At 60.1% G+C, this 26,937-nt stretch carries 23 protein-coding genes, 1 tRNA gene and 1 riboswitch; of the genes, 14 read left to right on the top strand and 10 right to left on the bottom strand.

The window, feature by feature from the left end:
- Positions 1-153 precede the first annotated feature (153 nt).
- The gene (locus LJ360_RS07820; RefSeq protein ID WP_264995758.1) at positions 154-1,500 is read left to right on the top strand and encodes an amidohydrolase; all 1,347 of its coding nucleotides are present in this window, start codon (positions 154-156) and stop codon (positions 1,498-1,500) included.
- 46 nt (positions 1,501-1,546) lie between these two features.
- Here LJ360_RS07820 and LJ360_RS07825 read toward each other — a convergent pair whose 3' ends face one another.
- Entirely contained in the window at positions 1,547-2,908 is a 1,362-nt protein-coding gene (locus LJ360_RS07825; RefSeq protein WP_091849579.1) for an 8-oxoguanine deaminase, read from the bottom strand.
- A gap of 242 nt (positions 2,909-3,150) precedes the next feature.
- Between LJ360_RS07825 and LJ360_RS07830 the strand changes: the two genes are divergently transcribed.
- Entirely contained in the window at positions 3,151-4,098 is a 948-nt protein-coding gene (locus tag LJ360_RS07830; protein ID WP_091849581.1) for an isopenicillin N synthase family dioxygenase, read from the top strand.
- Between the two features lie 243 nt (positions 4,099-4,341).
- Here LJ360_RS07830 and LJ360_RS07835 read toward each other — a convergent pair whose 3' ends face one another.
- Positions 4,342-5,106, bottom strand: coding sequence for an alpha/beta fold hydrolase (locus tag LJ360_RS07835; protein WP_091849583.1), 765 nt, complete (start codon positions 5,104-5,106; stop codon positions 4,342-4,344).
- The gene (locus tag LJ360_RS07840; protein WP_245742503.1) at positions 5,099-6,067 is read right to left on the bottom strand and encodes an isopenicillin N synthase family dioxygenase; all 969 of its coding nucleotides are present in this window, start codon (positions 6,065-6,067) and stop codon (positions 5,099-5,101) included. The genes LJ360_RS07835 and LJ360_RS07840 overlap by 8 nt, the downstream gene beginning before the upstream one ends.
- A 431-nt stretch (positions 6,068-6,498) precedes the next feature.
- Here LJ360_RS07840 and LJ360_RS07845 point away from each other — a divergent pair, with 431 nt between their 5' ends.
- The 8 genes from LJ360_RS07845 (at position 6,499) to LJ360_RS07880 (ending at position 13,279) form a co-directional block, all read left to right on the top strand.
- Positions 6,499-7,503 (top strand): ABC transporter substrate-binding protein, encoded by a 1,005-nt coding sequence (locus tag LJ360_RS07845; protein ID WP_091849585.1) that lies wholly within the window; start codon positions 6,499-6,501, stop codon positions 7,501-7,503.
- A 2-nt stretch (positions 7,504-7,505) separates the two neighbouring features.
- Positions 7,506-8,294, top strand: a complete 789-nt coding sequence (locus LJ360_RS07850; RefSeq protein ID WP_091849587.1) for an ABC transporter ATP-binding protein — start codon at positions 7,506-7,508, stop codon at positions 8,292-8,294.
- Entirely contained in the window at positions 8,275-9,069 is a 795-nt protein-coding gene (locus tag LJ360_RS07855; protein WP_091849589.1) for an ABC transporter permease, read from the top strand. Before LJ360_RS07850 ends, LJ360_RS07855 begins: the two co-directional genes overlap by 20 nt.
- 2 nt (positions 9,070-9,071) lie before the next feature.
- Positions 9,072-9,587 (top strand): nucleoside deaminase, encoded by a 516-nt coding sequence (locus LJ360_RS07860; RefSeq protein ID WP_091849591.1) that lies wholly within the window; start codon positions 9,072-9,074, stop codon positions 9,585-9,587.
- A gap of 13 nt (positions 9,588-9,600) precedes the next feature.
- Positions 9,601-10,257, top strand: a complete 657-nt coding sequence (wrbA, locus tag LJ360_RS07865) for an NAD(P)H:quinone oxidoreductase (protein ID WP_091849593.1) — start codon at positions 9,601-9,603, stop codon at positions 10,255-10,257.
- Between the two features lie 298 nt (positions 10,258-10,555).
- Positions 10,556-11,467, top strand: coding sequence for an ABC transporter substrate-binding protein (locus LJ360_RS07870; RefSeq protein ID WP_264995759.1), 912 nt, complete (start codon positions 10,556-10,558; stop codon positions 11,465-11,467).
- 133 nt (positions 11,468-11,600) lie between these two features.
- Positions 11,601-12,479 (top strand): ABC transporter ATP-binding protein, encoded by an 879-nt coding sequence (locus tag LJ360_RS07875; protein ID WP_264995760.1) that lies wholly within the window; start codon positions 11,601-11,603, stop codon positions 12,477-12,479.
- Positions 12,476-13,279: an ABC transporter permease gene (locus LJ360_RS07880; protein ID WP_264995761.1), complete on the top strand. Its 804-nt coding sequence runs from the start codon at positions 12,476-12,478 to the stop codon at positions 13,277-13,279. Before LJ360_RS07875 ends, LJ360_RS07880 begins: the two co-directional genes overlap by 4 nt.
- 124 nt (positions 13,280-13,403) lie before the next feature.
- On the opposite strand, the gene LJ360_RS07885 is transcribed toward LJ360_RS07880, so the two are convergent.
- Positions 13,404-13,480 (bottom strand) — tRNA-Pro (locus LJ360_RS07885).
- Between the two features lie 283 nt (positions 13,481-13,763).
- On the opposite strand from LJ360_RS07885, the gene LJ360_RS07890 reads away from it, so the two are divergent.
- On the top strand, positions 13,764-15,392 hold the full coding sequence (locus LJ360_RS07890) for an FMN-binding glutamate synthase family protein (protein ID WP_264996008.1): 1,629 nt from the start codon (positions 13,764-13,766) through the stop codon (positions 15,390-15,392).
- A 36-nt stretch (positions 15,393-15,428) separates the two neighbouring features.
- Here LJ360_RS07890 and LJ360_RS07895 read toward each other — a convergent pair whose 3' ends face one another.
- The 3 genes from LJ360_RS07895 to thiB are packed head-to-tail and all read right to left on the bottom strand — an operon-like array spanning position 15,429 to position 18,745.
- Positions 15,429-16,067, bottom strand: a complete 639-nt coding sequence (locus tag LJ360_RS07895; RefSeq protein WP_264995762.1) for an ATP-binding cassette domain-containing protein — start codon at positions 16,065-16,067, stop codon at positions 15,429-15,431.
- Positions 16,060-17,733: a thiamine/thiamine pyrophosphate ABC transporter permease gene (thiP, locus tag LJ360_RS07900; RefSeq protein ID WP_264995763.1), complete on the bottom strand. Its 1,674-nt coding sequence runs from the start codon at positions 17,731-17,733 to the stop codon at positions 16,060-16,062. Before thiP ends, LJ360_RS07895 begins: the two co-directional genes overlap by 8 nt.
- Before the next feature lies 1 nt (position 17,734).
- Positions 17,735-18,745 carry a thiamine ABC transporter substrate binding subunit gene (thiB, locus tag LJ360_RS07905; protein ID WP_264995764.1) on the bottom strand — a complete coding sequence of 337 codons (1,011 nt, stop codon included), beginning with the start codon at positions 18,743-18,745 and terminating at the stop codon, positions 17,735-17,737.
- 73 nt (positions 18,746-18,818) lie between these two features.
- Positions 18,819-18,913, bottom strand: a riboswitch (TPP riboswitch).
- 287 nt (positions 18,914-19,200) lie between these two features.
- Here thiB and LJ360_RS07910 point away from each other — a divergent pair.
- Positions 19,201-20,790 (top strand): BCCT family transporter, encoded by a 1,590-nt coding sequence (locus tag LJ360_RS07910; RefSeq protein ID WP_264995765.1) that lies wholly within the window; start codon positions 19,201-19,203, stop codon positions 20,788-20,790.
- 120 nt (positions 20,791-20,910) lie between these two features.
- On the opposite strand, the gene LJ360_RS07915 is transcribed toward LJ360_RS07910, so the two are convergent.
- The 3 genes from LJ360_RS07915 to LJ360_RS07925 are packed head-to-tail and all read right to left on the bottom strand — an operon-like array spanning position 20,911 to position 24,207.
- Positions 20,911-21,858 carry an alpha-L-glutamate ligase-like protein gene (locus LJ360_RS07915; protein ID WP_264995766.1) on the bottom strand — a complete coding sequence of 316 codons (948 nt, stop codon included), beginning with the start codon at positions 21,856-21,858 and terminating at the stop codon, positions 20,911-20,913.
- Complete coding sequence (locus LJ360_RS07920) at positions 21,855-23,372, bottom strand: inactive transglutaminase family protein (RefSeq protein WP_264995767.1); 1,518 nt, start codon at positions 23,370-23,372, stop codon at positions 21,855-21,857. The genes LJ360_RS07915 and LJ360_RS07920 overlap by 4 nt, the downstream gene beginning before the upstream one ends.
- 10 nt (positions 23,373-23,382) lie before the next feature.
- Positions 23,383-24,207 carry an ATP-dependent zinc protease gene (locus tag LJ360_RS07925; protein WP_264995768.1) on the bottom strand — a complete coding sequence of 275 codons (825 nt, stop codon included), beginning with the start codon at positions 24,205-24,207 and terminating at the stop codon, positions 23,383-23,385.
- A 196-nt stretch (positions 24,208-24,403) separates the two neighbouring features.
- On the opposite strand from LJ360_RS07925, the gene rmuC reads away from it, so the two are divergent.
- Together rmuC and LJ360_RS07935 are read left to right on the top strand one after the other, a co-directional pair.
- Positions 24,404-26,095 carry a DNA recombination protein RmuC gene (rmuC, locus tag LJ360_RS07930; RefSeq protein WP_413774404.1) on the top strand — a complete coding sequence of 564 codons (1,692 nt, stop codon included), beginning with the start codon at positions 24,404-24,406 and terminating at the stop codon, positions 26,093-26,095.
- Positions 26,079-26,936 (top strand): hypothetical protein, encoded by an 858-nt coding sequence (locus LJ360_RS07935; RefSeq protein ID WP_264995769.1) that lies wholly within the window; start codon positions 26,079-26,081, stop codon positions 26,934-26,936. The genes rmuC and LJ360_RS07935 overlap by 17 nt, the downstream gene beginning before the upstream one ends.
- Position 26,937: the final 1 nt, after the last annotated feature.

Raw genomic sequence — 26,937 nt, forward strand, 5'->3', positions numbered from 1 at the left:
CAGTGGACGGGTGGTTGCCGTCCTTCAGTGCACATCGTTGGTATTTGAAGATCCAATCGCCTGTTGCTCCTGCGGTATGAGATAGACAGGCCGTCTGTGGCATGTAAATCGCATTAAACCTGATCATTCAGTCAGGATATGCCGGGAGTCTGTATGTCCAGTTTTGCGATTTGTAATGCCGCGATTTTCACGGTTGACCCACCCAACCGGGTTATTCCCGACGGCACCCTGGTCGTAGAGGACGGCACGATCGTCAGGGTGGGGGATAGCCGGGAAATCACCGTTCCGGGTGATTGTGAGGTGATTGACGGGAAGGGGTGTGCACTGTTGCCGGGGCTGATCGACTGTCACTCCCACTCCAGCCTGATGCGGGGTGTTACCGAGAACATGCCGTTGATGGAGTGGCTGCCCTGGTACCAGCTGGAACACCGGGCGATGACGGAAGAGTTCGCTTACCATTCGGCCCGGCTCTGCTACCTGGAAGCACTGCAATCCGGTACCACCTGCGTGATGGACATGTTCCGCTATATGGACCGCTGCGCTGATGCCGCTGGCGAGCTTGGTCTTAGGGTACAGCTTGCCCCCTATGTGGCGGACCGTCCCGGTAAGGACTTCTTCTCTACCCGGGAGGAAAACCGCCGGCTGATTCGCTCCCATCATGAAACCCGGAGTGGCCGGATACGGGTCTGGTTGGGGCTGGAGCACCTGTTCTACTGCACGGAAGACGCCTACCGCGAAGCTGCGGCCCTGAGCCGGGAATATGGTGTGGGCATCCATACTCACTGCAGTGAACAGAAGGAAGAAGAGTGGGCGGTTACTGCCGAGCTGGGACGAAGGTCGCTGGCCATGCTGGACCATTACGGCATTCTCGGGGAACGGACGCTGCTGGCCCACTGTGTCTGGCTGAACAGCGACGAAATCGCCAGGGTGGCGGACACAGGTACCAGCATTGCCCATTGCCCGGTCAGCAACGCCAAGCTGGCCAGTGGTGTGGCGCCGGTGCCGGAAATGCTTGCCGCCGGGGTCACCGTGGGGCTGGGCACCGACGGCCCGGTCTGTAATAACAGCCTTACCCTGTTTGAAGAAATGAAATTCGCCTCCCTGATCCAGAAGGCGACCCGGTTGGATGCTACCGCATTGCCCGCCGACCAGATCCTGCGTATGGCCACCATCAACGGCGCGAAAGCCCTGGGGCTGGACCACGAAATCGGTTCCCTGGAGGTGGGCAAGAAGGCAGACCTGCTGTTGCTGGACCTGGCGAAGGCCAACCTGACGCCGGTGAGTGTCAATGAACACGGCGGCAACCTGCTGTGGAATCTGGTGTTTGCCGCTACCAGTGCCAATGTTGCGGTCGTATGGGTGGACGGCCGGCGACTGATCGACAATGGCTATGCGACGACCGTTCCCCAGCAACTTGTTATCGCAGAGGCCCAGCAGCAGGGCCTGGCCCTGCACGAAGCCTGCCGACAACTTTCCCATACCCGAACCTCGATGGTTTGAGGACGAACCATCTTTTTTGGGGTACGTGCAACAACATCCTGTTGATTTATCGGGTCAGCTCACTCGCCATCCGGTTCTGCTCCTCGATGATATGGGGCAGTGACCGGGTGAGCAGTTCGCCTTCCTCAATGACCACGCGGCCGTTAATGATGCTCCAGTTCACCCGGGGCGGGGTGCAGAACACCAGTGAGGCCAGAGGGTCGCCCTGGCCCCCGGCCATGGCGATGTCATCGGTGCGGAAGGCAACGATATCGGCGCAATAGCCGGGCTGGATGCGCCCCAGGGCACCGCCCCGGCCCAACACTTCCGCGCCGCCCCTGGTAGCCAGACGCAGGGCTTCCCGGGCGGTCATATCACCGGGATTCTGCTCACGCACCCTTGCCGACAGCATGGCCAGGCGGGCCTCGTCCAGCAGGTTGCCACTATCGTTGGAGGCGCTGCCGTCCACGCCCAAGCCTACCTTGACCCCGGCATTGAGCATCCTGCGTACCGGCGCGATTCCGGAGGCCAGACGCATGTTTGAGCAGGGGCAGTGGGCGACGCCGGTGCCGGTGCGGGCAAACAGGGCAATACCGGGCTCATCCAGGTGTACACAATGGGCGTGCCATACGTCTTCACCCACCCAGCCTACGTGCTCGGTGAATTCTGTCGGTGTCATGCCGTAGCGTTCCTGGCTGAAGGCCACGTCTTTCCAGTTCTCGGCGGTGTGGGTATGCAGGCCTACCTTAAGGGAGCGTGCCATGGTCGCCGCCTCGCGCATCAGGTCGGTGGTTACGGTAAACGGAGAGCAGGGCGCCAGCGCCACCCGCACCATGGCGTCAGCGCTATGGTCGTGGTGAGTTTCCACCACCCGCTGCATGTCTTTGAGAATGGCGTCTTCGTCAGCTTCCACAAGGGCATCCGGGGGCAGGCCGCCCCGGCTTTGGCCCAGGCTCATGGCGCCCCGGGCGCCGTGGAAGCGCATGCCCATTTCGGTGGCCGCCTGAACACTGTCATCCAGGGTGATGCCATTTACGTGCAAGTAGGCATGGTCGGCTGCCGTGGTACAGCCGGACAGCATCAGCTCCGCCATGGCGGTCCGGCTGGCCGCCCGCTGCATCTCCGGGTTGATATTGCGCCATACCGGAAACAGTGCACTGAGCCAGTCAAAAAGCTCACCGTTCTGGGCGGCGGGCAACGCCCGGGTCAGGGACTGGAACATATGGTGGTGAGTGTTAATCAGGCCAGGTATGACCACATGAGCGTTCAGATCGATGGTGCGGTCCGCGCCTTCCGGGCATTCGGCCATGGGGCCTACAGAGTCAATGCGGTTGGCCCTTATGAGTATGTAGCCGTTGGTAATCTCGCGCTGATCATCGTCCATGGTAGCGATGACCCTGGCGTTCTTCAGTAGCAGCGTTTGCGTCATGGCTGGAATGTTCCCGTTACAAGAGTCTGGAGCGTTTTCTGTATGCAAGAGTGGTGCCTTAATACGCCAAGTAAAAGCCTGACTTTACGGTCATAAAAGTGACATTCCGCACCTGTTTGAAGCAGGTAATAGTTGTTCAGTCCCTTTAAAAGGCCGTATCTGTGCCTTTCTCGAGATGGCATGCCCGTTGCAAATAATCTGACCAATTGCCTAACAAATTCGGATAAGCAAGCGGAGGCAGTATGGCGGACAAGGTCGGGGGAATACCCGTGATTGATTTCGGGCCTTTCCTGGAGGGGGATACGACAGCACAGCGGACGGTTGCCGAACAGATGCGGCAGGCCAGCCGGGAATGGGGGTTCTTCTACCTGGAGAATTGCGGAATGCCGGCAGAGCAGTTGGCCGAAACCTTTGCTGCGTCGAAGGCCTTCTTCGACCTGCCAACGGACGAGAAAAACCGGGTCGCCTGGCAGAGCGCCGAAAGCAACCGTGGTTACGTGGGTATCAAGCGGGAGCGACTCGATCCTTCACGACCTGGGGACCTCAAGGAGGCCTTTAACCTGGCACCGGAACAACCAGACCCGGATGCCCACAAGAACCTCTGGCCAAAAGGGCATCCGCAGTTCGAGGAGACCATGACCCGGTTCCTGGACGAGTGCATTCATACAGCGGACCGGGTGTTGCAGGCATTCGCCCTTGCCCTGGGGCAGCCTGCGGACTTCTTTGTGGACGCCCATAACCTGCACCATCACACCCTGCGGTTGCTCCATTATCCGCCACTGCCGGAAGGCTTCGAGCCCCACGACGGTGAAAGCCGTGCTGGTGCCCATACCGATTACGGCAGCATTACCCTGTTGTTTCAGGACGATGTGGGTGGTCTTGAGGTGCGCACCCGTGCCGGCGATTGGATCCGGGCTACCCCGATACCAGGCACCGTGGTGGTAAATACCGGTGACCTTATGCACCGTTGGACCAACCATGTGTTTTGTTCCACGCCCCACCGGGTGAATGTGGCGCCGGAGCATCGCCATCGCGACCGCTATTCCATCGCGTTCTTCTGCCATCCCAACAAGGATGCGGTGATCACCTGTATCGACACCTGTGCGACGGAGGACAACCCGCCTATCTATGGCCCGATCACCGCCGGGCAGCACCTCCACGAACAGCTCACTAACACCTATGGCCCTTAAGGCTTGATCCTGAGTGAGGATGTCACCATGAAAACACTGAAGACACTGGCCGCCGGGATTACCCTGTCCCTACCCGTGAACGCTGGCAGACCTTGTTCGAGGACATGGTCGCAGCGGACACCCTGCCGGAGGACCTGGGCTGGGAAAAGGCCTTTAACCTGAGCTTCGTGGAAGTGGTTTACGCGGACTGAGCATCAGAAAGCACCCGACGAGGGGGGTCTCTGCTGCCCTTTTTCGTCCGTGTCAGGGCGGACCGACGATTCCTGCAACAAACCCGGCTAGGGCATCAGCTGTCGCTTGCGGCGCGGCGACCTGAGGTACATGGCCGGTATCCAGGGATACCACCTGGGCTCCGGGCACCAACGCCTGCATGCGACGTTGTACCGGTAACACCACCGAGCGGTCCCGGAGCGCCTCAATGTAGAGACGCGGCAACTTACCGAACCGCTCCGGCGTCCATTGAGGTACGAGGGCCCGGCTGCCCTCAGCCTGAGGGCCGAAGCGGGGAATGGCCTGCTCCGCCACTGTCTTACTGACGTCCTGCAGGAAGATGTCGCGAATGGCCATGTCGGGTACCCGGGAGACTCGTCCGTCAGCGTCCCACTGCAGGAACGGACCGATGCCGGAGGCTTCCGGGTGGTCGGCCAGCATTGTGGCAACCAACTCACCAAAGCCGGTCTTTGTGGGCAGCATCATTCCCGCGAGGTAAGCCACGCCAACAACCCGATCATTGATCGCTTCGGCTAGTTGCGTGACCACCGCGCCGCCGCCTGAATGGCCAACCAGCAGCAGCGGCCCGCCAACCTTTTCCAGGACGCGTTTCAGGTTTTCTACGCACTGGTCCAGGGACGCCTCTGCCGGGTTACCCAGACGCTCGCCGCAACCGGGCAGGTCAGGTGCGAGCACGGTGAATCCGCGTCCTTCCAGGCAAGGGGTAACGGCGTCCCACACCCAGCCGCCGGCCCAGGCACCATGGATCAGTAATGCGGTCACCGGTGAGTCAGGCATAGGTCCTCCGGTACATCTCCATCAAATGGGCTTCCACGGTGGTGGGCGGGTAGTGGGGCTGGTCGCCCTCCGCGAGGCATGCAGGGAGGCAGGACACCTCGTGGTCCGGGTTACCACTGTAGAAAAAGGGTACCGAATAGCGCTCTGCACCTGAGGTATTGATTACCCGGTGCAGGGTGGAGCGATAGCGGTCATTGGTCCAACGGGCAATCATGTCTCCCAGGTTCACCACAAAGGTGCCGGGAATGGGGTCGGCATCGATCCAGCGGTTATTCCGGGCGTCCCAGACCTGAAGGCCGGGGTTGTCGTCCAGTAGCAGGATGGTCACGCCGCCAAAATCCGTATGCGCGCCACAGCCTTTCTCCCCGGGTTGCGGACTGGGTGGTTGCGGGGGGTAGTGGAGTAATCGCAGTGTCGACAGCGGAGCGCGGCAGAAGTCCTCGAAGAAATCGGGCGACAACCCCAGGGCCATCGCCAGTGCCTCCATGATTTGGGCACTCAGGGCATTCATGGCGTGAAAGTATTCCGTCATGGTGTCCCGGAATGCAGGCGGGGACTGCGGCCACTGGTTGGCCCCCTGATTGAACCGGCCAGCCTTCACCCGTGGGTCTGATTCATCGAGTTCCTCCCCGATGTAGAAGCCTTCCTTCAGGTCCGGCGGGCTTCCCGGCTCCAGGGTCTGGCCTTTCAGGGGTTCGTACCCCCGGTTTGCCCGGGACCGCCCCTTGTGGAGGGCCACCTTCTGGTTTTCTGGCAAGGCGAACAGGGCTCTGGCGTCCCGGAATACCCGGTCGATCAGTTCTCCGGCAATGCCATGGTTGCTGACGTAGAAAAAGCCGGTTTGCAGGCAGGCATGGTCCAGCAGGTGAGCGAGCGCCAGGCGTTGTTCATCGGCTCCGTTAAGTAGTGACAGGTCGATAACGGGCAGTGGGGCGCCCGTCAGGGAGGTGGAGTGCATCATCTTTTTCCCAGGAGTAGATTCAATATTGTCCAGATGGTCAGTAATTCATAAAGCGTGCCAGAGATGCCGGAAACTCATGGAACGACCATCTCCCCGGAACCCGTTGTCCCGGACGTGAGCCGGGGCAGGGTGCCCGCCTGGCGATTGCCTCATGGGAGGGCGTGTCGTGTTTTTATGCACTGGTTTTGAGCGTATGACCCCCTTGATCAGAGGTCTTTGGTGAGTGTTCAAGTCTCAGCGCGCAGCGATGATCCGGGGGTGAAAGGCAAATAAACGGGCCGAAGGGGGTCTCTTTTCAGGGGGCCAGGCGACGCTGGCGGGAAATATGCAGCGGACAGCTTGGAGTTGGCCTGCCATTTGCTTTGTCCTGATAAAACCTGACCGAATGTTCAATAAAGTAGGCAGGCGATAAACCATCAAGGGGAAAGCATATGCACAAGGGTCTTACACGTTCATTCCTGCTCGTGGCCTTACTGGCCGGCGGGCTGATCAGCCAGTCGGTGCTCGCCGCCGATAAGGTCACCTACCAGCTGGACTGGCTGCCCGGTGGCGATAAATCCCCGGTGTACGTGGGTGTCCAGGAAGGCTTCTTTGAAGAAGAGGGTCTGGACGTCAGCATCGCCAGTGGTCGCGGTTCCACCGATGCCATCACCAAGATTGCCACCGGCCAGGCCGATATCGGCAGCGCCGATATTGGCGCGCTGATGGCGGCCAAGGCCCAGGATGACAGCCTGCCGGTCAGGGCGGTCTACAGCATCTTCAACCAGGCGCCCCACGCCTTCTTCACCCTGGAGAAAAACGGCATCACCGAGATGACCGATATGGATGGCAAGAAGGTGGCTACCTCGCCGTTCACCTCATCCAACGCGTTCCTGCCGCTGGTACTGAAGGAGAATGGCATGGCGGAAGACGCGGTCAGCCTGACCAAGGCTGATCCCGGGGCGCTCGGACCGATGCTGATGAACGGTGGCACAGACGCCATCATCGCCTGGGTCACCAACATTGCCCTGTTTGCCGATCAGGCCGAAGCCACCGGCAACGAACTGGTAGTGCTGCCCTGGTCCGACGCCGGTCTGGAGCTGTATTCCTCCTCGGTGGTGGCCAGTGAACGATTCCTCAGCGAGCGTCCGGACGTGGCCAAGCGCTTTATGCGGGCTTTCGACAAGTCGCTGAAATTTACCGGCGACAATCCCCGCCAGGCCGCGGAAGCCCTCAACAGCATGGTGCCGGAAGTGGACGTGGATGTAGCCACGGCCCAGATTGGGGACACCATGGAACTGGTCATGAACGACGTCAGCGAACGGGACGGCCTGGGAGCCCTCACCGAAGAGCGTGTGGCCCTGACCTGGGACTGGGTCAGCCAGGCGGAAAAGCTTGAGAAGGATGCCCTCGACCCGGAATTGGTCATCGACCGGACCCTGCTTGAGGCCCTGTAAGCATGACTACGCCCGCCACCAACCGTTCGTTTGTAACGCTGGCCGGGGTCGGTCACCGCTATGACCCGAATCCCGCGATTCCGTCAGCGGTCACGGGTATCGACCTGGACATCCGCCGTCACGAATTCGTGGCGGTGGTGGGGCCGTCCGGCTGCGGGAAATCCACCCTGCTGCGGATGATCGCGGGACTGCTGACACCCACGGACGGTGAGGTCTCGGTGTTCGGCAAGCAGGTCGATGGCCCCCGCGACGACGTCGGTATCGTGTTCCAGAAACCGACCCTGCTGCCATGGCTGTCGGTACGCAAGAACGTACTGTTTCCGCTCAGGCACAAATATGGTCGCTACAGTCGCGCGGATGAGAAGCGAGCCGACGAACTGTTGGCCATGGCGGGCCTGGAGAGTTTTGCCGACAAGATGCCGGATGAGCTGTCCGGTGGCATGCAGCAGCGTGTGGGCATCGTCCGGGCACTGTTGCTGAACCCGGACATCCTGCTCATGGACGAACCGTTTTCGGCGCTGGACGCCATGACCCGGGAGCAGATTGGCTTTGACCTCCTGAAGATCTGGGAGGAGAACCCCAAGACCGTGCTGTTTATCACCCACTCCATCGCCGAGGCAGTGCTGCTGGCGGATCGGGTGCTGGTGATGAGCAAGCGCCCCGGCACTGTGCTGGATGTGCTGGATGTGGACCTGCCACGACCACGCACCACCCATACCATTTCCGAGCCGCGGTTCGGACAACTCACCGAGCGTCTGAGGAAGCATATCTATGAGCCTGAAGCTGCCTGAAGGCAGGACCAGCCGCGCGCTGCTGGCGGCGGCTCCCTGGCTGTTTTTCCTGGCGCTGATTCTGCTCTGGGAGCTGGTGTGTCAGGTGTTCTCGCTGCCTGAATACGTGCTGCCGGCACCAATCGCCATCGTGGAGGCGTTTTTCAATGTGGAGTTTAGCCGCTGGCTGACCCACCTGTGGGCGACGCTGCGGGTAGCGCTGATGGGTTTTGCAGTGTCCATACTGGTGGCGATACCGATCGCCATTGCCATGATGCGTTCGGAACTGCTGACCCGCACGCTCTATCCGTTGCTGGTGGTCATACAGTCCACGCCGGTGGTGGCCGTTGCACCACTGATTATCGTGCTGATGGGCTCGGACGACCCCTCGCGGGTGTTGATCACCTGCCTGCTGACGTTCTTTCCGCTGGTCGTGTCGACCGCCACCGGTATTAATGAGACGCCCGGGGAGTTGGTTGAACTGAGCCGCTCACTGGACGCACCGTTGCGCCGGGAAACCTGGCAGATCCGCATTCCCTACGCCATCCCTCATATCTTCAGCGGCCTGCGGGTCGCCATCACCCTGGCGATCATTGGTGCCGTGGTCGCCGAGTTCGTCGCGGCCGAGGAAGGGTTGGGCTATTTCATCCAGTTTTCCACGTCTTTCTTCCGGATACCCCAGGCCTTTGCCGGTCTGTTCTTCCTGGCCGTCGTGAGCCTGTTGCTGTTCAAGTCCGTGCAGTGGATACAGCAGTGGTTCTTTCCCTGGAGCCTGCCTCGCAAGAGCGGCCATTGACCATGAGGAGTTTCCCTTTGGCGCTGACAGAGCAACCGACGGACAATGATCTGAGGTTTATCCGTAAGACCCTCGACCTGGCCAATAGCGCTGCAGCCCAGGGCATCCACCCGTTTGCCGCCGTTCTGGTGGACGAGCAGGGCGAAGAGCTGATGTCCCAGGTGAATGCCTACCTGCCGCACCAGGATATGACCGGCCATGCCGAGCGGGTGCTGATGACCCGGGCCAGTCAGGCCTGGCGCCCCCATGAGATGGCGAAGTTCACAATGTATGTGTCGGCAGAGCCCTGCTGCATGTGTGCCGGAGCCGCCTATTGGGCGGGTCTGGGGCGGCTGGTATACGGGGTCAGTGAACACCGCCTGAAACAGATGACCGGCAACCACCCTGAGAATCCCACACTGGACCTGCCCTGCCGCCAGGTATTCGCTTCCGGCCAGCGGGAAGTGGAGGTCATTGGCCCGGTGCTGGAGGATGAGGCGGCGGAAATCCATGAAGCCTTTTGGCGCAACCAGCGATAGTGAGGACATAGCCATGAACGCAAGTCGTGTCACTGTCGTTGTGGACTCCCGTTATGGCACCACGCTGGCTCTGGCGAATGCGATTGCCGATGGTGCCCGCTCGGAAGGTGCCGAGGTCCGGCTATGCCGGGTGGAGATCGTCGAGCCGGAATTCAGTGTGGATACCCGGCGACAGGATTTTATGACGGCCCAGGCCGAATACCGGGACCTGCCACGGGCTTGCGCAGCTGATCTGGAGTGGGCCAATGGCATCCTGTGGGGATCGCCAACCCGCTATGGCCTGATGAGTACGCCCCTGCGCGCCTTTATCGACGAAGTGGCACCGCTATGGCGGCAAGGTGCGCTGATCGGGAAGGTGGGGGCCGCCTTTACCTCCACCGGGGGCATGCATTCCGGCAACGAAATGACACTGTTATCCCTGCTGCTTCCCTTCATGCAGCACGGCATGGTGCTGGCCGGGGTGCCCCACAGCGTGCCAGAGCTGGTGCACACCTCCAAGGGTGGCTCGCCTTATGGTGCCTCGGCGGTCACCGGTTTCGACGGAACACGGGGTGTGGACGGTAATGAGCTGGCCATTGCCCGGGCTTTGGGTGCCCGGGTCGCCAGACTGGCCCGCTGGGTCGAGCCAGAACCTGCGTCCGTAGAACTGGCTGCCAGTTCGGGGCGCTGATCCGGAAACCCTCTTTGAGGGGTGCCCGATGTAAGCGTTGTCTTCCTTTTGCCGCCTTCGGGCGGTTTTTTTGTCCCGCCACCGCCGGGTGCCTGTCTACGCTGGGCAAAACCGGTGCAGGCCAGCGCTGACCGGTTCAGTGTAGTGCACGCCAAGAGCCTCAGCGAAAGCTTTAGAAACATGAAATTAAAGGAATAATTGGTTTTTCTTCGAATGGCATGACGGTTGCTTTTAAAAACCTGAACAATTGGTCAGTTAAAGAGCGGCGGCAGCCGCTTGCAGTTACAGGAGAGATGTCATGGCAGTGAATAAACACGCAGTCATTAGTGGCTCGATCATGATAGCCGGGTTGCTCAGCTTGTCTCCGGCATCCGCCGAAGAACTGGACAAACTGGTGTTCGGTACCAACTGGTACGCCCAGGCCGAACATGGTGGTTTTTACCAGGCCTTGGCCACGGGCCTGTATGAAGACTATGGCCTGGACGTGGAAATCAGGATGGGCGGCCCTCAGATCAACGGCACCCAGTTGCTGGTCTCCGGTCGCTATGATCTGTTGATGGGCTATCCCATTGGCAACGTTAATGCCGTTGAAAAAGGACTCCCTGTGATGACCGTGGCGGCCTCCATGCAGGGGGATCCGCAGGCGCTGATTGCTCATCCCCATGTGGAGTCTATTGAGCAGATCAGGGAAGAGGGCCTGCCCGTCTATATCGCTACCTTCGCCCATTCCACCTTCTGGCCGTGGCTGAAGGCGGAATACGGCTTCGAGGATGATGTGGTGCACGCCTATACCTTCAGCGTGGCGCCTTTCCTCAACAACAAGGACATTGTGCAGCAGGGTTACCTGTCCTCCGAGCCCTTCGCCATGCGAAAGGGCGGTGTCGAACCCAACGTCTTCCTGTTGTCTGATCATGGCTACCCGCCTTATGCCACCACTATTGAAACCACTACTGACATGATTGAGGAGCGCCCCGATGTGGTGAAACGGTTTGTCCAGGCCAGCATGGAGGGCTGGAAGAGCTACCTGGAAAACCCGGAGCCCGGCAACGAGCTGATCATGAAAGAGAACCCGGAGATGACCCCGGAGCAGATCGCCTACGGCATCGAGAAGATGAAGGAGTATGAACTGGTAACCGGCGGCGATGCCGGGACCATGGGGATCGGCGTGATGACCGAGGAGCGCTGGCAAAAATCAGGGACTTCATGGTAGAAGCCGGCCTGGCCTCCGAGGACCTGGATCTGAGCAGGGTCTACACCCTGGAATTCCTTCCGGAAGAGCCGGTGCTGCCCTGAGTATTGCCGCGATACCCATCCTGATGCTGGCCAGCCCTGGAGAGACCATTATGACAGCTACCAAGGTAATGCCCCTGAACCCGGTGCCGGACACCGGGCCGGACACCAGCGAGCCCGGTACCGTCGCACCACGCCCGGTGCTGCAGGTGAGCAGTGTCGACAAGATTTACGGCAACGGAACGGTTGCCCTGAAAGGCGCCGACCTGACGGTGAAGCAGGGCGAGTTTGTGAGCCTGCTGGGTCCGTCCGGCTGCGGCAAGAGCACCCTGCTGCGCATCATGGCGGGCCTGGGTAAGGTCACCACCGGCAACGTGAAGTGGTGGGAACAGGATTACAGCGTGGTGGGCAGCCGGGGCCGTAAACTGGCCTTTGTGTTCCAGAACGCCACCCTGATGCCCTGGGCCCGGGTGCGCAAGAATGTGCGCCTGCCCCTGGACCTGGAGCATGCCGGCAAGTCGGTGGAAGTGGAACAGAAAATCGATGATGCCCTGGGCATGGTCGGCCTGAAGGGCTTCGACCGTAGTTTTCCGCGGGAGCTGTCCGGTGGTATGCAGATGCGCGCCTCGATCGCCAGAGCCATGGTCACCGAGCCCAACCTGCTGCTGATGGACGAGCCCTTCGGGGCGCTTGATGAGATGACTCGCAACAAGCTCAATGACGACGTGCTCAAGCTCTGGAAAGAAAAGGGCTGGACCATCGTATTCGTCACTCACAGTGTCTACGAGGCGGTGTACCTCTCCAGTCGCGTGGTCGTCATGGCGGCACGCCCCGGCCGGATTGTCGATGATATCGCTATTGAAGAACCCTATCCGCGCTCCCCGAATTTCCGGGTCTCCACTGAATTTGCGGGTTATTGTCGCCAGGTCTCCCAGGCCCTGGAGCGCGCCAGTACCATGGGCGAGGACCGGGGTGAGGAGAGTCAGCCATGAATGCACCCCTGATACGAAACGAGCGCTTTGTGCAGGTCGGCGCCCCATTGCTCGTGGGCGTGCTGGTTCTGCTGATGTGGCAACTGACGGTGATGGCGTTTGAGGTACCGAAATACCTGGTGCCCAGCCCGGTCGATATCGGGCAGTCTCTGGTGTCAGACTTCCCCTCTTTGTTCAATGCCCTGTTGATGACCCTGAAGGTGACGTTCCTGGCCTTTGCCATCGCCGTGATTGTCGGCGTTGCCGCTTCGCTGCTGTTTGTACAGAGCAAGTGGATAGAAATCAGCCTGTTCCCCTATGCGGTTTTGATGCAGGTGACACCGGTGGTCGCCATTGCGCCGCTCATCATCATCTGGGTCAACGACACAACCTGGGCGCTCACCATCTGCGCGGTGATCGTGGCCATCTTCCCGATCATCTCCAACACCACCCTGGGCCTGCGCAGTGTCGATCCGAACCTGCTGAGCATGTTCCGCATGTACCGCTCCAGCCGCTGGCAGGAACTGGTGAGACTGCGCATTCCCAGCGCACTTCCGTACTTTTTTGGAGGACTGAGGATCAGTTCCGGGCTTGCGTTGATTGGCGCCGTCGTAGCGGAGTTCGTGGCGGGTACGGGGGGAGCCCAGGCAGGCCTTGCCTATATGATTCTGCAGTCTGGGTACAACCTGCAGATTCCCAGGATGTTCGCAGCCCTCATACTGATTACCGTCACCGGTATCCTGCTATTCGCCCTGATGGTGTGGATGTCTGACCGGGCCCTGCGCAACTGGCATGAGAGTGCCCTGAAGGTCGAGCATTGAGTATGATGCGGCTCGTGCTCGCAAAGAGGCATCAGTGACGGGGGATGCACGCGGCGAGCCTGGCATTCCTGTCGCCTGAAACGAAAAAGGGCATACCCGAAGGCATGCCCTTGATCGTTAAATATGGTCGGGACGGCAGGATTTGAACCTGCGACCACCTGCACCCCATACAGGTGCGCTACCAGACTGCGCTACGCCCCGAATTGCGTTCGGAGTATATGACCAGGCAGCGGTGTCATATCGGAATAGTGACTGGCTGCTCTGTACTCCGTGCCAGGTTGGTTTCCCTCACTGGCTTAGCGGGAGCGAAGTCTACACTAGCCGTTTGGAAAAATAAACACTCCATGACAGGGTGTTGCGGAAATTTTCACGGTGCCATCCGCGGCCATGACTTTTGCGTAATCGTCTGTAGAATCCTTTTAGATTCGCCCTCTGACAAACCTTCAAAAATCCGGAGTCTGCTTTGAAGATTTCCCGCTGGTCCATGCCGTTGCGTTACAGCGCGCTGACGGCGAGTGTTATCGGTCTGGTGCTCACCGTGCCGCTCGTTTTCTGGTCTCCGGGCTTTGCCCTGCTCGCACTGGTGTTCCTGGGTCTGGTGGTGCTTGGTGTGTGGGACATGGTGCAGCGTCAGCGAACGGTGAGCCGAAACTATCCGATACTCGCTCATTTCCGCTATTTCCTGGAATCCATTGGCCCCGAAATCCGCCAGTATTTTATCCAGTCGGATACTGAGGAGCGTCCGTTTTCCCGGGAGCAACGCACCATCGTCTATCAGCGGGCCAAGAACATTCTGGACAAGCGCCCCTTCGGTTCCCAGCTGGAGATGTCCAGTGAAGGGTTTGAGTGGATGGACCACTCCATAAAGCCGGTGGAAATCGAGGACCCGGATTTCCGTATCACCATCGGATCCCGCTGCGCCAAGCCCTACAGTGCCAGCGTGTTCAACATTTCTGCCATGAGCTTCGGGTCATTGTCGGCCAACGCCATCCGCTCCCTTAATGAGGGAGCAAAGATCGGAGGCTTCTACCATGATACTGGCGAAGGCTCCATTTCCAGGTATCACCGGGAGCCGGGGGGCGACCTGGTCTGGGAGATCGGCTCTGGTTATTTCGGCTGCCGAAATGAAGACGGCACGTTCAGCGAAGAAAAATTCGTGGAGAACGCCACCCTCGACCAGGTGAAGATGATCGAGATAAAGCTCTCCCAGGGCGCCAAGCCTGGACATGGCGGAATACTGCCGGGCGCCAAGGTGACGCCGGAAATCGCCGAAGCCAGGGGGGTGCCGGTGGGGGAGGACGTGGTCTCCCCGGCCCAGCATTCCGCTTTCTCCACGCCAGTGGAGTTGCTGGAGTTCGTGGACCGGTTGCGGGAGCTGTCCGGCGGCAAGCCGGTGGGCTTCAAGCTGGCCATTGGTCATCCGTGGGAGTGGTTCGCTATCGTCAAGGCCATGCTGGAGACGGGCAGACACCCGGACTTTATCGTGGTGGACGGGGGCGAGGGCGGCACCGGCGCTGCACCGCTGGAGTTTATCAACCGCCTGGGCATGCCGCTGATCGAAGCTCTGTTGCTGGTCCACAATTCCCTGGTGGGGACCAACCTGCGCGAGCACATTGCTATCGGGGCGGCTGGCAAGATTACCTCCGCGTTCAACATTGCCCGCATCCTTGCCCTGGGGGCAGACTGGTGTAATGCAGCGCGGGGTTACATGTTCGCCCTCGGCTGCATCCAGGCGCTGAATTGTCACACCGGTCGCTGCCCGAGCGGCGTGGCCACCCAGGACCCGGTACGGGGCGGCAAGCTGGATGTGGCGGATAAAAGCGTGCGTGTGGCCAATTTCCATCGCAACACGGTCCAGGCCCTGGCCAACCTGCTCGGTGCAGCTGGCCTGAATCATCCCAGGGAGCTGGGACCGGAGCATATTGTTCGCCGGGTCAGCAAGACCACGGTGCATTCCTATATGGACCTGTATCCGTTCCTGGAACCCGGTGAGTTGCTCAACGGCCATGAGCCCGAGCATGGGGTGTTCCGCAAGTATTGGTCGTGCGCGAGGGCCGACAGCTTTGATCCCCCCGAGTTCATCCTGAAACTGCGGGAAACCAAGTTGCGCTGACGGGGCAGGCGTCCAGGCTAGGGCGACCGGGGTGGCCTACCAGGCGTGATAGAAGTCTGTTACTTCCCGGTCAGCCAGGGCCTGGCGGTCACGGGAGTCGTGGCTGACAAGAACCAGGGTTTTGCCCTGGTCCCGGGCCTGCTGAAGCTGGCCCTGCAGAATGGCCCGGTTTTCGTCGTCCAGGCCGGTCATGGGCTCGTCAAGCAGCAGAATGGGCTGAGGCCGTAACAGGGCCCGGACCACCGCCACTCTCTGGCGCTGCCCTCCGGACAGGTTTTCGGCCTTTCGGTTGCCGAATCCGCCAAGGTTCACGTCTTCAAGCGCCGCTTTGATTTGCGACCACTGTGTTTTCGACAAACGTAACCCGGGATGCAGCCCAAGCCCGATGTTCTCTGCCACGGTGAGATGATCAAACAGGTTCTGTTCCTGGAATACGGTGGTTACCGGGCGTTTCCACGGGGGCAATGGCCCCAGGCTCTGACCTTTCCAGCGGATATCGCCCCCCGCGGGTGTCAGAAAGCCGGCGACCAGGTTCAGCAACGTACTTTTACCGCAGCCACTGGGGCCGGTCAGCGCCACGCATTCCCCTTCCTGGATACTGACCTTGAAGCGCCATCCGGTGGTCTCCGCAGGCTGGCCAGGATAACGGAACAGCAGGTCGTCGATTTCAAGCATGGGGCACTCCGGTCTGGGTTACTCCGGTATGAGTTGCTGGGGTACGGTGTGGCAACCGGCCAGGTCGGGACAGCAAGATGAAAATGGCTGCAATAAGCACTAGCAGCCAGCAAGCGGTGCCGGTTGCGGCAGCTATCTGGTAGCTGCCCAACTGCTGGTGCAGCAGCATGGGCAGGGTCGGCTGGGCCGGGGAGCCAAACAGGGCGATAACGCCGAAGTCGCCCATGGACAGGGTGATACCGTATCCCAGTGCCAGTGCCATGGGGCGTTTCAGCCGGGGCCACTGCAGCCAGCGCCACCGGTACCAGCCACGGATATCCAGCTGGTCGGCAACCCGGAGTGTGGACGTGCCACTCGCCTGAAACGGCCCCCGGAGCACCTGTAATGTAAACGGCAGTGCCATCAGGCTGTTGATCACGGATACCACCAGCAGCCCGTACCCCTGAATGCCGAGCCGGGGCTGGATCAGCAGGAACAGGCCGGTTCCCAGGACAATGGGTGGCACGATCAACGGCAGGTAGCCGGACACGCTGGCGAGGCTGCGTAGTAGTCCGGGTTTCAGGACATTGGTTGCGGCGAGCAAGGTTAGTGTGATGGCGACCGCCAGAAAGCCAGCGGGCAGGGCAATCGCCAAGCTCCGCAAGGTGGCGCCCCAGAGTGCCAGCCTTGGGTTGGCAAGCTCCCCGGCCAGCCAGGGGATTCCCCGTAATGCAATGGCCAGCACCGGCAGGGCCAGGAACAGCGTAAAAAGGCCAATAAGGACACGGTCTGTTATCCGCCGCCAACCAGCGCTGTCGGCTCTGGGAGAGGCCGTGTCAGCGGACGACGACTGATCGGGCAGCACCGCCTGGTGCCGATTCCCACGGAAGACCAGCCACCAGAGCCCGCCGCAGATCAGCAGTTGAACACAGGCCAGTAGCGCGGCCCGGTTGAAGTCGAACTCGAATCGCAACGCCTGGTAGATGGCCACCTCAATGGTGGTGGCTCCGGGCCCGCCACCGAGCGTGACCACGATGGCGAAGCTGGTAAAACACAGGGAAAACACCAGTGCCGCCAGGCCCGGTAATACCGGGCGAAGGGCAGGCCAGTCCAGCACCCGCCAAAGTTGCCAGCTGCCAAGCCCCAGCTGGCTGGCCGCACGGCGCTGGCTGACGGGAACACGTTCCAGGCTCTGCACCAGTACCCGTGCCGCCAGTGGCGCATTGAAAAAGACGTGAGCCAGGAGGATGCCGGTGAGGCCATAGAGGTTCCAGGGCAGTGAGCCACCTGCCCATTCTGTGATGTCGGCCAGCCAGCCATTGCGCCCGTAGACCACAACCAGCCCCGATACGGCCACGATCGTGGGCATCACCAGGCTGAGTTCCATCAGTCGAAGCAACGCGCTACGCCCCGGAAACCCGGGGTGTCTGACCAGTGCCCGGGCAACCGGGACGGCAATGAGCAGGCTGCCCAGAACGGAAAGCGTTGCCTGCCAGACAGTAAACCGGATAACCCCCTGAAGGTAAGGGCTATGCCAGAGTTCCGCGGGGCCGCTCTCAGTGCGCAGGATCAGGGCCAGTAACCCACTTCCCATCAGCAGCAGGATGAGCCCGGAAAAAACCAACCCGGGAGCCAGCTGCCAGTTGCGGTGGGAAAGCGGCGGCGCGGGCCGGATAATCGCAGGCATATCAGCGGGTCATGGCATCCAGCCATTCGTTGATCCAGGCCTGACGATTATTCCTGAGGGTTTCCGGGGAAAACATCAGCGCCCGCGTTGGCTGGATCAGCCGGTCGAAGACCTCAGGCAGCTCATCGCCCAGGTTAATGGCTGGGTACATCACGTTCTTCAGCGGGATGTGGCGCTGGAAATCCGGCGTCAGCATGAACGCCAGGAACGAGCGTGCAAGCGCCTTCTGGTCCGAGCTTTCAGTTACAGCTGCGACCTCGACCTGCAGGTAATGACCTTCCTTGAACGCTGCTGCCTGGTAGCGGTCGGTCTTATCCACCGCCATGTGGTATGCCGGTGAAGTGGAGTAGGACAGGATCATGGGCGCTTCCCCGTTCATGAACAGAGAGAAGTAGCCATCGCTCCAGCTCTGGGTGGTGGTGAGGATCTTGCCCTGCAATTGCTGCCACCGCTCGTCGGCCTGGTCACCGAAGACGTGCTTCATCCACAGCAGCAACCCGAGGCCGGGAGTGCTGGTGCGCGGGTCCTGGATGATGATCTTCAGGTCATCCGGGGCGTCGACCAGGGCCGCAAGGCTTTCGGGGGGATTATCGATCTGGTGGGTATCGTAGACAAACGCAAAGTAACCCCAGTCATAGGGCACAAAAACCGGATCCTGCCAGTCCACCGGTAGTGACAGTTCCGGGAGTGACAACTGGTGTTGTGTCAGCAGGCCGGTTTTCCTGGCCGTTTCCATAGTGGATGTGTCCAGGCCCAGTACCAGGTCAGCGCTGGTTCCGGCGCCTTCCAGTCTCAGGCGTTGGAGAATGGCTCCGCCACTGTCCAGTACGGTGAACTGTAGTTGGCAGTTGCAGCGCTCTTCGAAAGCCTCCTTGATGGCGGGCCCGGGGCCCCACTCCGCTGCAAAGGACGGGTGGGTGTAAACCGTCAGCACTGGTTGGCCGTAAACCTGGGTCGCGCCGATAAAGATAAAGGTAGTCAGCGCAGCGCGCAGTATCGGGTGAAGGTTCATCGCTGGCATCCTGGTGTGGTCGTAAGCGTTGCCGGGGTGACCAGGGTGCAGTAGAGGACAGGCGCTGATGGTGTGTCATCGCAGGCTCAATCCCTTCGCCGGTATGATCCGGATCAGGTTCCGCGGGTATGGTCTCAGCCCTTCGTCAGGGCACCCCGTTGAGTCCTGGCAGGATAACCCGATCATGGTCGTCGGTGCCAGATCCGTCACGGGTTGTGACGGGGTTTTGTGATTTCTGAAAGGATGACTTCCTTAACCTGTACTATTCTTCATATTACCGGCCCTTGCAGCCAGCAGGAGAGCGCTATTTTGCTGCAGCGCCTGGAAAATCGATGGGCATCCGAGGCTTTTTTGATTCTTAGAGCTCAAAACAATAAAATTGCGCCGGTGTAACGTTGCGGGAGGAATCTACCCCCGTGAAATGTAGCAAGCCATAGTCTATGGGAGGCTCCACAGTGGGCGAGGTTGTCAAAGACGAATACCAGACAGACTACGTGGCAGGCCAGGACAATATCAATCCGTTCGGCCTGGACCTGCATGCACCCGTGTTCCCCATTACGGCGATTCTGGTGATCGTATTCGTAGTGGGCACTCTGATGTTTCCGGAAGGGGCGAAAGAGCTTCTGGACGGGACCAAGAATGCAATCATCAACAATTTTGATTGGTTCTTCGTACTGAGCGCCAATATCTTCGTGGTGTTCTGTATCGCGCTGATCTTCATGCCGGTGGGCAAGATCCGCCTGGGTGGCCCGGACGCAAAGCCGGAGTTCTCCACTTTGTCATGGTTCGCCATGCTGTTTGCTGCCGGTATGGGCATTGGTCTGATGTTCTGGGCCGTGGCGGAACCGGTGGCCTACTACACAGACTGGTACGGCACACCGCTGAATGCGGAGCCGAACACCGCTGAGGGTGCCCGCATGGCCATGGGCGGCACCATGTACCACTGGGGTCTTCATCCGTGGGCTGTCTACGCGGTGGTTGCCTTGTCGCTGGCCTTCTTTTCCTTTAACAAGGGTATGCCGCTGACGATCCGTTCCGCCTTCTTCCCGCTTCTGAAGGACCGTGTCTGGGGCTGGCCGGGGCACATCATTGATGTGCTTGCCGTAGTCGCCACCATTTTTGGCCTGGCTACGTCACTGGGTTTCGGCGCTCAGCAGGCCGCATCCGGCCTGGACTACCTGTTCGGCACATCTGCCGGCATCAACGTCCAGATGGCTATCATTACGGGTGTTACCTTCCTCGCTCTACTTTCAGTGCTCCGCGGCCTTGATGGTGGCGTGAAGGTGCTCAGTAATATCAACATGATCTTGGCGGCGGTGCTATTGCTGTTCATCCTGTTCGCCGGCCCCACCATGGCAATCCTGGAATACGTCTGGGTGACATCGTCAACCTATGTGGCCAACGTGGTTCCCCTGAGTAACCCGTTTGGTCGCGAAGATGAGACCTGGTTCCATGGCTGGACCGTGTTCTACTGGGCCTGGTGGATCTCCTGGTCACCCTTCGTTGGTATGTTTATCGCGCGGGTTTCCAGCGGCCGTACCGTTCGTGAATTTATTACGGCGGTGCTGATTATCCCGACCCTGATTACCGTGGTCTGGATGAGTGGTTTCGGTGGTACGGCATTGGAGCAGATCCAGGCAGGTGTTGGTCAACTGGCCTCTGACGGTTTGACAGACGTTTCCCTGGCCATGTTCCAGATGTTTGAGAATCTGCCGTTAACCGGGATTATTTCCTTTGTCGGCATCGTCCTGGTGCTGGTGTTCTTCGTGACCTCGTCCGATTCCGGCTCGCTGGTTATCGATAGTATCACCGCCGGTGGCAAGACCGATGCACCTACAGCCCAGCGTGTGTTCTGGGTGGTTATGGAAGGCGCCATCGCGGCTGCGCTGATCTTTGGTGGCGGCTCCGATGCGCTTGGTGCGATCCAGGCGTCCGCTATTAGTGCCGGCCTGCCATTTACGGCAATCCTGCTGGTCATGTGCTGGGGTCTGTTCAAGGGGCTCAGCCACGAGCGCAAGCTGTTGCTGGCTGAAGGCAAGCTGTAGCTTTCACCGAAGCAGTAATGAAAACCGGGGCTATGGCCCCGGTTTTTTATACCTGGAAGGCGACCGCAATGAGGTGCCTGAAATGCCTGGTGATACGGCAGGGGGTGGTGGTGGAGAGCTTCAGGCCCCGAATGTGGTCATTGAATAGGCTGCACGTTTTTCTGGCGTGAAATGCGGGCGTTTGAGGGACTCGATATTTCTCAGGCGTGGCAACAAGCCCTTGCCGTTGGCCATCTGGATAGCAAGGCCCGGGCGGGCGTTAAGCTCCAGCAGCAATGGGCCTTCCACTTCGTCCAGTACCAGGTCCACCCCGATGTAGCCGAGGCCGGTTGCTTCATAGCAGCGGGCGGCCATTACCAGCATGGTGTCCCAGTCATCAATGCGGATGTCACTCACGGGCAGGCCGGTGTCCGGGTGAAGCAGGACCTGGCGATTGAACTGCACCGCATTGAGCGCATGGCCGGAACCAATGTCCAGGCCAACGCCTACCGCCCCCTGGTGCAGGTTAGCCTTGCCATCGGATGCCCTGGTGGACAGCCGGAGCATGGCCATCACCGGATAGCCCTGGAATACCACGATCCGGATGTCTGGCACCCCCTGGAAGGAAAATTTTGAGAGCAGGGCGGTCGGTCGTACCAGGTCCTCGACGATGGCCACGTCCGGTGTGCCACCCAGACTGTAGAGTCCGGCGAGGATGTTACTCAGATGCCGCTCCAGGTAGCCCAAGGTGAGATGGGCGCCAGACGCTTTGACGTACTGGTCTCCTTCACGGCGCTGGATCACGGTGATTCCCTTGCCACCCGAGCCCTTTGACGGCTTGATGGCAAACCCTTCCAGGTCCACTGCCATGTCACTGAAGTGGCTGATTTCATGCTGTTGCCGGACGACCTGCCGCAGGCGGGGGGTCTTGATATCAAACTCTTCGGCCAACAGCTTGGTTTTGAGTTTGTCGTCCACCAGCGGGTAGGAGCGACGATCGTTGTAACGGGCGATGTACGACACATTGCGTTCGTTCATCCCCAGGATACCGGCCTTGCGCAGGCGGAAGGGCGATATCCATGCACTCATGAAAAGTCCCTCACCGGACTGAACCGCCGTAGCTCACTCAGCTTGTAGCCGGTGTACTGACCCATCAACAGTACCAGTCCGAACGTTACCAGGTGCAGCTCGGGGAAGTTGAAGGTCAGGTGGCTGGCCAGCGGGGCGTCCATCAGCAGGTACGCCAGCACGGCGACAAACAGGCTGCCAAAGCCCTGGGTCAGCACTTCCCGCGCGCCGTCTTCTTCCCAGAGGATGGACATACGCTCGATGGTCCAGGCCAGAATGACCATCGGGAAGAAGGTGACCGTCATGCCGGTATTGAACCCCATCTGGTATCCGATAATGCTGATACCGGTGGTGATCGCGATGACCAGGATAATCAGGGCGGATATCCGGGCCACCAGCAGCAGGTTAAGGCTCGACAGGTAACCACGCATCAGCAATCCCACGGTAACCACCGAGAGGAACGCAACCAGTCCTGGTATCAGCGATGTCTGCACAAAGGCCACCGCAATGAGTACCGGCATGAAGGTACCGGAGGTGCGGATGCCAATGATGATTCGCATAAAGGCCACGACCAGGGCGCCGAGGGGGAGTAACAGCAACATACGGAACATGCCCTGTTCCTCGATGGGCAGTTCGTAGAGGCTCAGAAAGCCGAGGCCGTTGCCGCTGCCCTCACGGGTAGCCAGTTGCAGGGCGGGTACCGTCTGCTGGAGCATGGAGAAACTGATCTGCGAGTCTTCGCCACCCATCACATCCAGCAGTGAATCCGCATCCTGGCGCCATAGCAGGACATCGTCCGGCAGCCCCTGCTGTCCGGTTTCCGGATGGAAGGTCAGCCAGCGTTCGCCGTTGTGGATTTGCAGGAACGGCCGCAGGGGTTGAAGGCGCCGGGCGTCTTCCAGTTTCAGGCCGTCCGCCACCCGGGCCGGTATGCCGGCCTGGTTGAGCATGCGTTGGATCAGGGTGACGTAGGGGTTGTTGTTCAGCAGTAGCGAGATGTTCTGGTCCGGTTCGGACGACTGCATCAGTTTGATCAGCTCCCGGGTCATGCTTTCCGGGCTGGCGGACTTGGCAGCGGCCCGCTCCAGTATCTCGGCCACCGCGGTAGCCTGTGGCTCTTCCCAGAACACCTCCTCTGGCTCTGGCGGAACCGTTATGATCTCGCCATCGGTGGAACCATCGGGTGTCAGCTGGACATTGAAGTACAGGGTCTGCGAACCCTCCGCCTGGCGGATGCTCCATTCGGCACGCAAGTCACCGGAATCTTCGATCAGCGAGAAGCCATAGCCGGGTGATGCCGCCTGCTGGGACAGAACCCGAAACCCCGGCGGGTTATCCGGCACGTTAAGGCTGACCAGGACTTCCTCGCCACTGGCCTCAAAATCAATGCGTGCTTCCACCATCCATACCGGCTTTTGTTCCCCTGCCAGCCAGGGAATGCCCAGTTGCACATGGCGGGTCACCGCCAGGGCGATGCCGGCGGCAATCAGTAAGAAAATGGCGAGGTAGAAGGGGTAGCGGGAACGCTGTGTCAAGACAGGGGCCTCAGTTGTTCCGGATGGCGTTGGTGCGAATGGAACGGGGCAGTTCGGTGCTGTATTCCTTGCCCACGTCGATCAGCATGACGTCTCTCAGGATGTTGCGGCCAATCAGCAGGGCGTAGGTCAGGTGGGCCCGGTCACTGAGGGTGAATTCGGCCTTCTGTTCGTGGTCCCCGAGACGGAACTGAAGCTCAACCACGGCCCGTCGCTCGTAGTCCTCTTCATTCGCCTGGATGATTCGCACGTTGCGAACGACTTTGCGCTCCAGTGTCTCGAAAGTGTCTTCCTTACCCGGAACGGGGATGTCAAACCTGACCCATTCCTGGCCATCTCTTTCAAAACGGCGAACATTGCGGGCATCCATGGAGGAGGTCTCCGCACCGCTGTCAATACGCGCGTCATAGATAAAGTTGGGACCGACCAGGAGGGCCTTTTCCACTTCCCCGACGACCAGCTTGCCCTTTACCCGGTCGCTGGTGCCTGTGTCTGTCGAAGGGTCAACGGTGCACACAGGTGCCTTGGGAACAGGCGGGCATTCCGGCGGCTTTACCCTTTCGTTGATGGTATCGAGAATCTGCCGGGTCGACTCACGCTGAAGCTCGGAAAGCTCCTGGTGGTGGCGGTCACCGGCGGTTTTCAGGTAGTCGAGGTCGGCGTTCTGGTCCGCAACCGATTGCTGGAGCCCCCGCATGTCATAGCGGTCCACCAGAACCGAGTCTGCAGCGCAGCCGGAAAGCAGGGTGGTGAGGGCGAGCAGTGTGGCTGCGAGCAATTTGGAGGTCGACAACATGGGATCTCTCTGACTGTCCAGGTCGCGCGGATTATACATGAACGGTCCCTCGTTCGGGTTTACGGTAACTTCACGATCGCCTGTGGCAGGCCTTCGATAATCGCCATGGCGGGGTTGATCGGAACCCGGTGACCAAACAGCCCTGTCGGCCACAGCGTTGAGGAATTCGCGTATAGTACTGGCAACCGTAAGTTGATGAAAAGCACAGGCCCGGAGATCGCAGGAGAACGTCGCCTTGAAGCCGTTTTGGGAACAGATTATCGATCAGCCCGTGGCGCTGATAATCGTTGTTGTACTTATTATCGTCGCCATTGCCCTGGGTATCCAGTTAAGTCGTGTCCGGCGTCAGATGTCGGAGGCAAGGGAGGCGCACCAGCAATCAGACCATGATCTGGCGCGAAGTCGCCATGACCACGAACTTCAACACCAGCGGCTGGAACAGGCAGAGTCCCGCGCGACTGAATTATCGGAGCAGTTGCGGGAACTTGAGCGGAGAGTGGAGTACTGGCGCAACCAGGCGAGCACACTTGAGCAGCGCAGCGCTACCCTGGAGGCGGAGAAACAGTCGGAACACAATCGTGCAGAAAGCCTCGTTCGGGAACGCGAAGAACTCAGGGTCCGCCGGGATGAGCTATCCGCCAGCCTGGAAACGGCCCGGGTAAAGCTCCGGGAGCAGGACGTCACCATCGACAAGGAACGCAAGGCCACGACCGAGAAGCTGGAGCTGCTGGAGCGCAACCGGGACGCCCTCAAACACGAGTTCGAAAACCTTGCCAACCGCATCTTTGAACAGAAAAGCGAACACTTCAGCAAGCAGACCCGTACCAGCCTGGACAGCCTGCTAAACCCCTTCCGCGACCAGATCCAGGATTTCCGCAAGCGGGTGGAGGACGTTTACACCACCGAGACCAAGGACCGGCAGGCCCTGCGCAGCGAGATCAAGTCGCTCCAGGACCTGAATCGCCAGATCACCGAGGAAGCTGCCAACCTCACCCGGGCACTCAAAGGTGACAAGAAAATCCAGGGTAACTGGGGGGAACTGATCCTGGAGCGGGTGCTGGAAAAATCCGGCCTGCGTAAGGGCGTGGAATACGACACCCAGGGCAGCTATCGGGACGGCGACGGCCAGCTGCTGCGCCCGGACGTGGTGGTGCACCTGCCAGACCAGCGCAACCTCATTATCGACTCCAAGGTATCGCTGCTGGCCTATCAGCAATGGGTCACCGAGGAAGACGAGATCGAACGGGAAAACCACCTGAAGGCCCATGTGGAGGCCGTTCGGCAGCATATCCGCACCCTGAGCGAAAAGGACTATAGCCAGCTTAATGGCCTGCACTCGCCGGACTTTGTCCTTCTTTTCATGCCCATCGAACCGGCTTTCGTGGCGGCATTCCAGTATGACGAGAACCTGTTCGCGGAAGCATTCGAGAAAAAGATTATCGTAGTGACACCAACCACACTCCTGGCCACGCTGAGGACCATCGAGAACATCTGGCGGTACGAGCGCCAGAGTCAGAACGCCCGTAAAATTGCCGATCGCGCCGGTGCGGTCTATGACAAACTGCGGGTATTCGTGGAAGCCATGGAGCGGATGGGCAGCCAGATCCAGACCGTGCAGAGCACCTATGACGGCGCCATGAATACGCTGACCCGTGGCCGCGGTAACCTGATCTCACAAGCCAGCAAGTTTGTCGAACTGGGGGTGCGGGTGAAAAAGGAATTGCCACGGACCATTACCGAACAGGCAGATGCCGGTGGCGAAGACGATGACACGCCGGCGGCACTCGACAGGCAGTCGGACGAAGCGCCAGCAGGGGCCGGCGCAGAGCCGGGTGGGGCTGAAGGTCATGACGGCTCTACCGCGCAAGATTCCCAGGACGAACCGTCAGGCGAACATGAGGAGAATGATGATGTACTCAAGGATTAAGGTGCCGGGAAAGAAGCACATGGCTGGCCTGCTGCTGGCAGGCAGTCTGATGGTCACTGCTGTAACAGCCGTAGCCTTACCGCCGGAACACGAAATCCAGCGCCTGATGCTGGCGGTGGAAGAATCGGTAAAGGGTGAAAACTGGGGCCAGGCGGCTGAATACCTGAATCGCCTGCAGCGCATAGAAGGAGAGAAACCCGCAGAGTACCTGTACTACCGGGGTGAGGTGATGGCCCGTTCCGAGCACTACAACGAAGCCCTCTCTGCCCTGGAGAACTACGTAGCCGGCACCGGCGCTGACGGTAAGCATTATACCGACGCCCTCAAGCTTATTACCCGCATTGAACAGGAGCGCTCCAGTCAGTCAGGCCGCTCTGATCAGGGCGGGGACGAACCGGTAGCGGAGATTGCCCCGGCCGGTGCTGAAGCATCCGAAGGGCAGGGGTCGATGACCGGCGACGCCAGTCCGGGCGCCCTGGTAGCACGCCTCAACCGGCTCTTTGACCAGGCTGGCTGGCGCCGGGACGCCCGTCTGATTCGCGAGGGCAGCAGCCCGGATGTTCACTACCAGGTATCGGTCAACAATGGTGAACTGAGCTTCCGCGAAAGCCGCCAGGAAGACGGTCGTCGACAGCTGAGTACCATCACCCTGCCGGTCTACGGGATCAGCCCCATGATCGAATGGAGCTGTGAAAACGCAACGGAATCCTGCTGGATCTACGATCCCCGCGATAATTCGCGATTCCTCCGGCTCGGCAATGACCGCGACAAGGCCGATCAGCTGGCCAGTACCCTGGGTCAGCTGATCCGGCGGTTGCAGCGGCCTTCTGAAGGGCGTTGAC

The sequence above is a fragment of the Marinobacter sp. AN1 genome, assembly GCF_026013985.1.
Taxonomy (GTDB): Bacteria; Pseudomonadota; Gammaproteobacteria; order Pseudomonadales; family Oleiphilaceae; genus Marinobacter; species Marinobacter segnicrescens.

Bases quoted from the DNA above. Each gene is read 5' to 3' on its own strand.
- LJ360_RS07820 (WP_264995758.1), top strand. From the start codon at position 154: ATGTCCAGTTTTGCGATTTGTAATGCCGCGATTTTCACGGTTGACCCA.
- LJ360_RS07825 (WP_091849579.1), bottom strand. From the start codon at position 2,908: ATGACGCAAACGCTGCTACTGAAGAACGCCAGGGTCATCGCTACCATG.
- LJ360_RS07830 (WP_091849581.1), top strand. From the start codon at position 3,151: ATGGCGGACAAGGTCGGGGGAATACCCGTGATTGATTTCGGGCCTTTC.
- LJ360_RS07835 (WP_091849583.1), bottom strand. From the start codon at position 5,106: ATGCCTGACTCACCGGTGACCGCATTACTGATCCATGGTGCCTGGGCC.
- LJ360_RS07840 (WP_245742503.1), bottom strand. From the start codon at position 6,067: ATGATGCACTCCACCTCCCTGACGGGCGCCCCACTGCCCGTTATCGAC.
- LJ360_RS07845 (WP_091849585.1), top strand. From the start codon at position 6,499: ATGCACAAGGGTCTTACACGTTCATTCCTGCTCGTGGCCTTACTGGCC.
- LJ360_RS07850 (WP_091849587.1), top strand. From the start codon at position 7,506: ATGACTACGCCCGCCACCAACCGTTCGTTTGTAACGCTGGCCGGGGTC.
- LJ360_RS07855 (WP_091849589.1), top strand. From the start codon at position 8,275: ATGAGCCTGAAGCTGCCTGAAGGCAGGACCAGCCGCGCGCTGCTGGCG.
- LJ360_RS07860 (WP_091849591.1), top strand. From the start codon at position 9,072: ATGAGGAGTTTCCCTTTGGCGCTGACAGAGCAACCGACGGACAATGAT.
- wrbA (WP_091849593.1), top strand. From the start codon at position 9,601: ATGAACGCAAGTCGTGTCACTGTCGTTGTGGACTCCCGTTATGGCACC.
- LJ360_RS07870 (WP_264995759.1), top strand. From the start codon at position 10,556: ATGGCAGTGAATAAACACGCAGTCATTAGTGGCTCGATCATGATAGCC.
- LJ360_RS07875 (WP_264995760.1), top strand. From the start codon at position 11,601: ATGACAGCTACCAAGGTAATGCCCCTGAACCCGGTGCCGGACACCGGG.
- LJ360_RS07880 (WP_264995761.1), top strand. From the start codon at position 12,476: ATGAATGCACCCCTGATACGAAACGAGCGCTTTGTGCAGGTCGGCGCC.
- LJ360_RS07890 (WP_264996008.1), top strand. From the start codon at position 13,764: ATGCCGTTGCGTTACAGCGCGCTGACGGCGAGTGTTATCGGTCTGGTG.
- LJ360_RS07895 (WP_264995762.1), bottom strand. From the start codon at position 16,067: ATGCTTGAAATCGACGACCTGCTGTTCCGTTATCCTGGCCAGCCTGCG.
- thiP (WP_264995763.1), bottom strand. From the start codon at position 17,733: ATGCCTGCGATTATCCGGCCCGCGCCGCCGCTTTCCCACCGCAACTGG.
- thiB (WP_264995764.1), bottom strand. From the start codon at position 18,745: ATGAACCTTCACCCGATACTGCGCGCTGCGCTGACTACCTTTATCTTT.
- LJ360_RS07915 (WP_264995766.1), bottom strand. From the start codon at position 21,858: ATGAGTGCATGGATATCGCCCTTCCGCCTGCGCAAGGCCGGTATCCTG.
- LJ360_RS07925 (WP_264995768.1), bottom strand. From the start codon at position 24,207: ATGTATAATCCGCGCGACCTGGACAGTCAGAGAGATCCCATGTTGTCG.
- LJ360_RS07935 (WP_264995769.1), top strand. From the start codon at position 26,079: ATGTACTCAAGGATTAAGGTGCCGGGAAAGAAGCACATGGCTGGCCTG.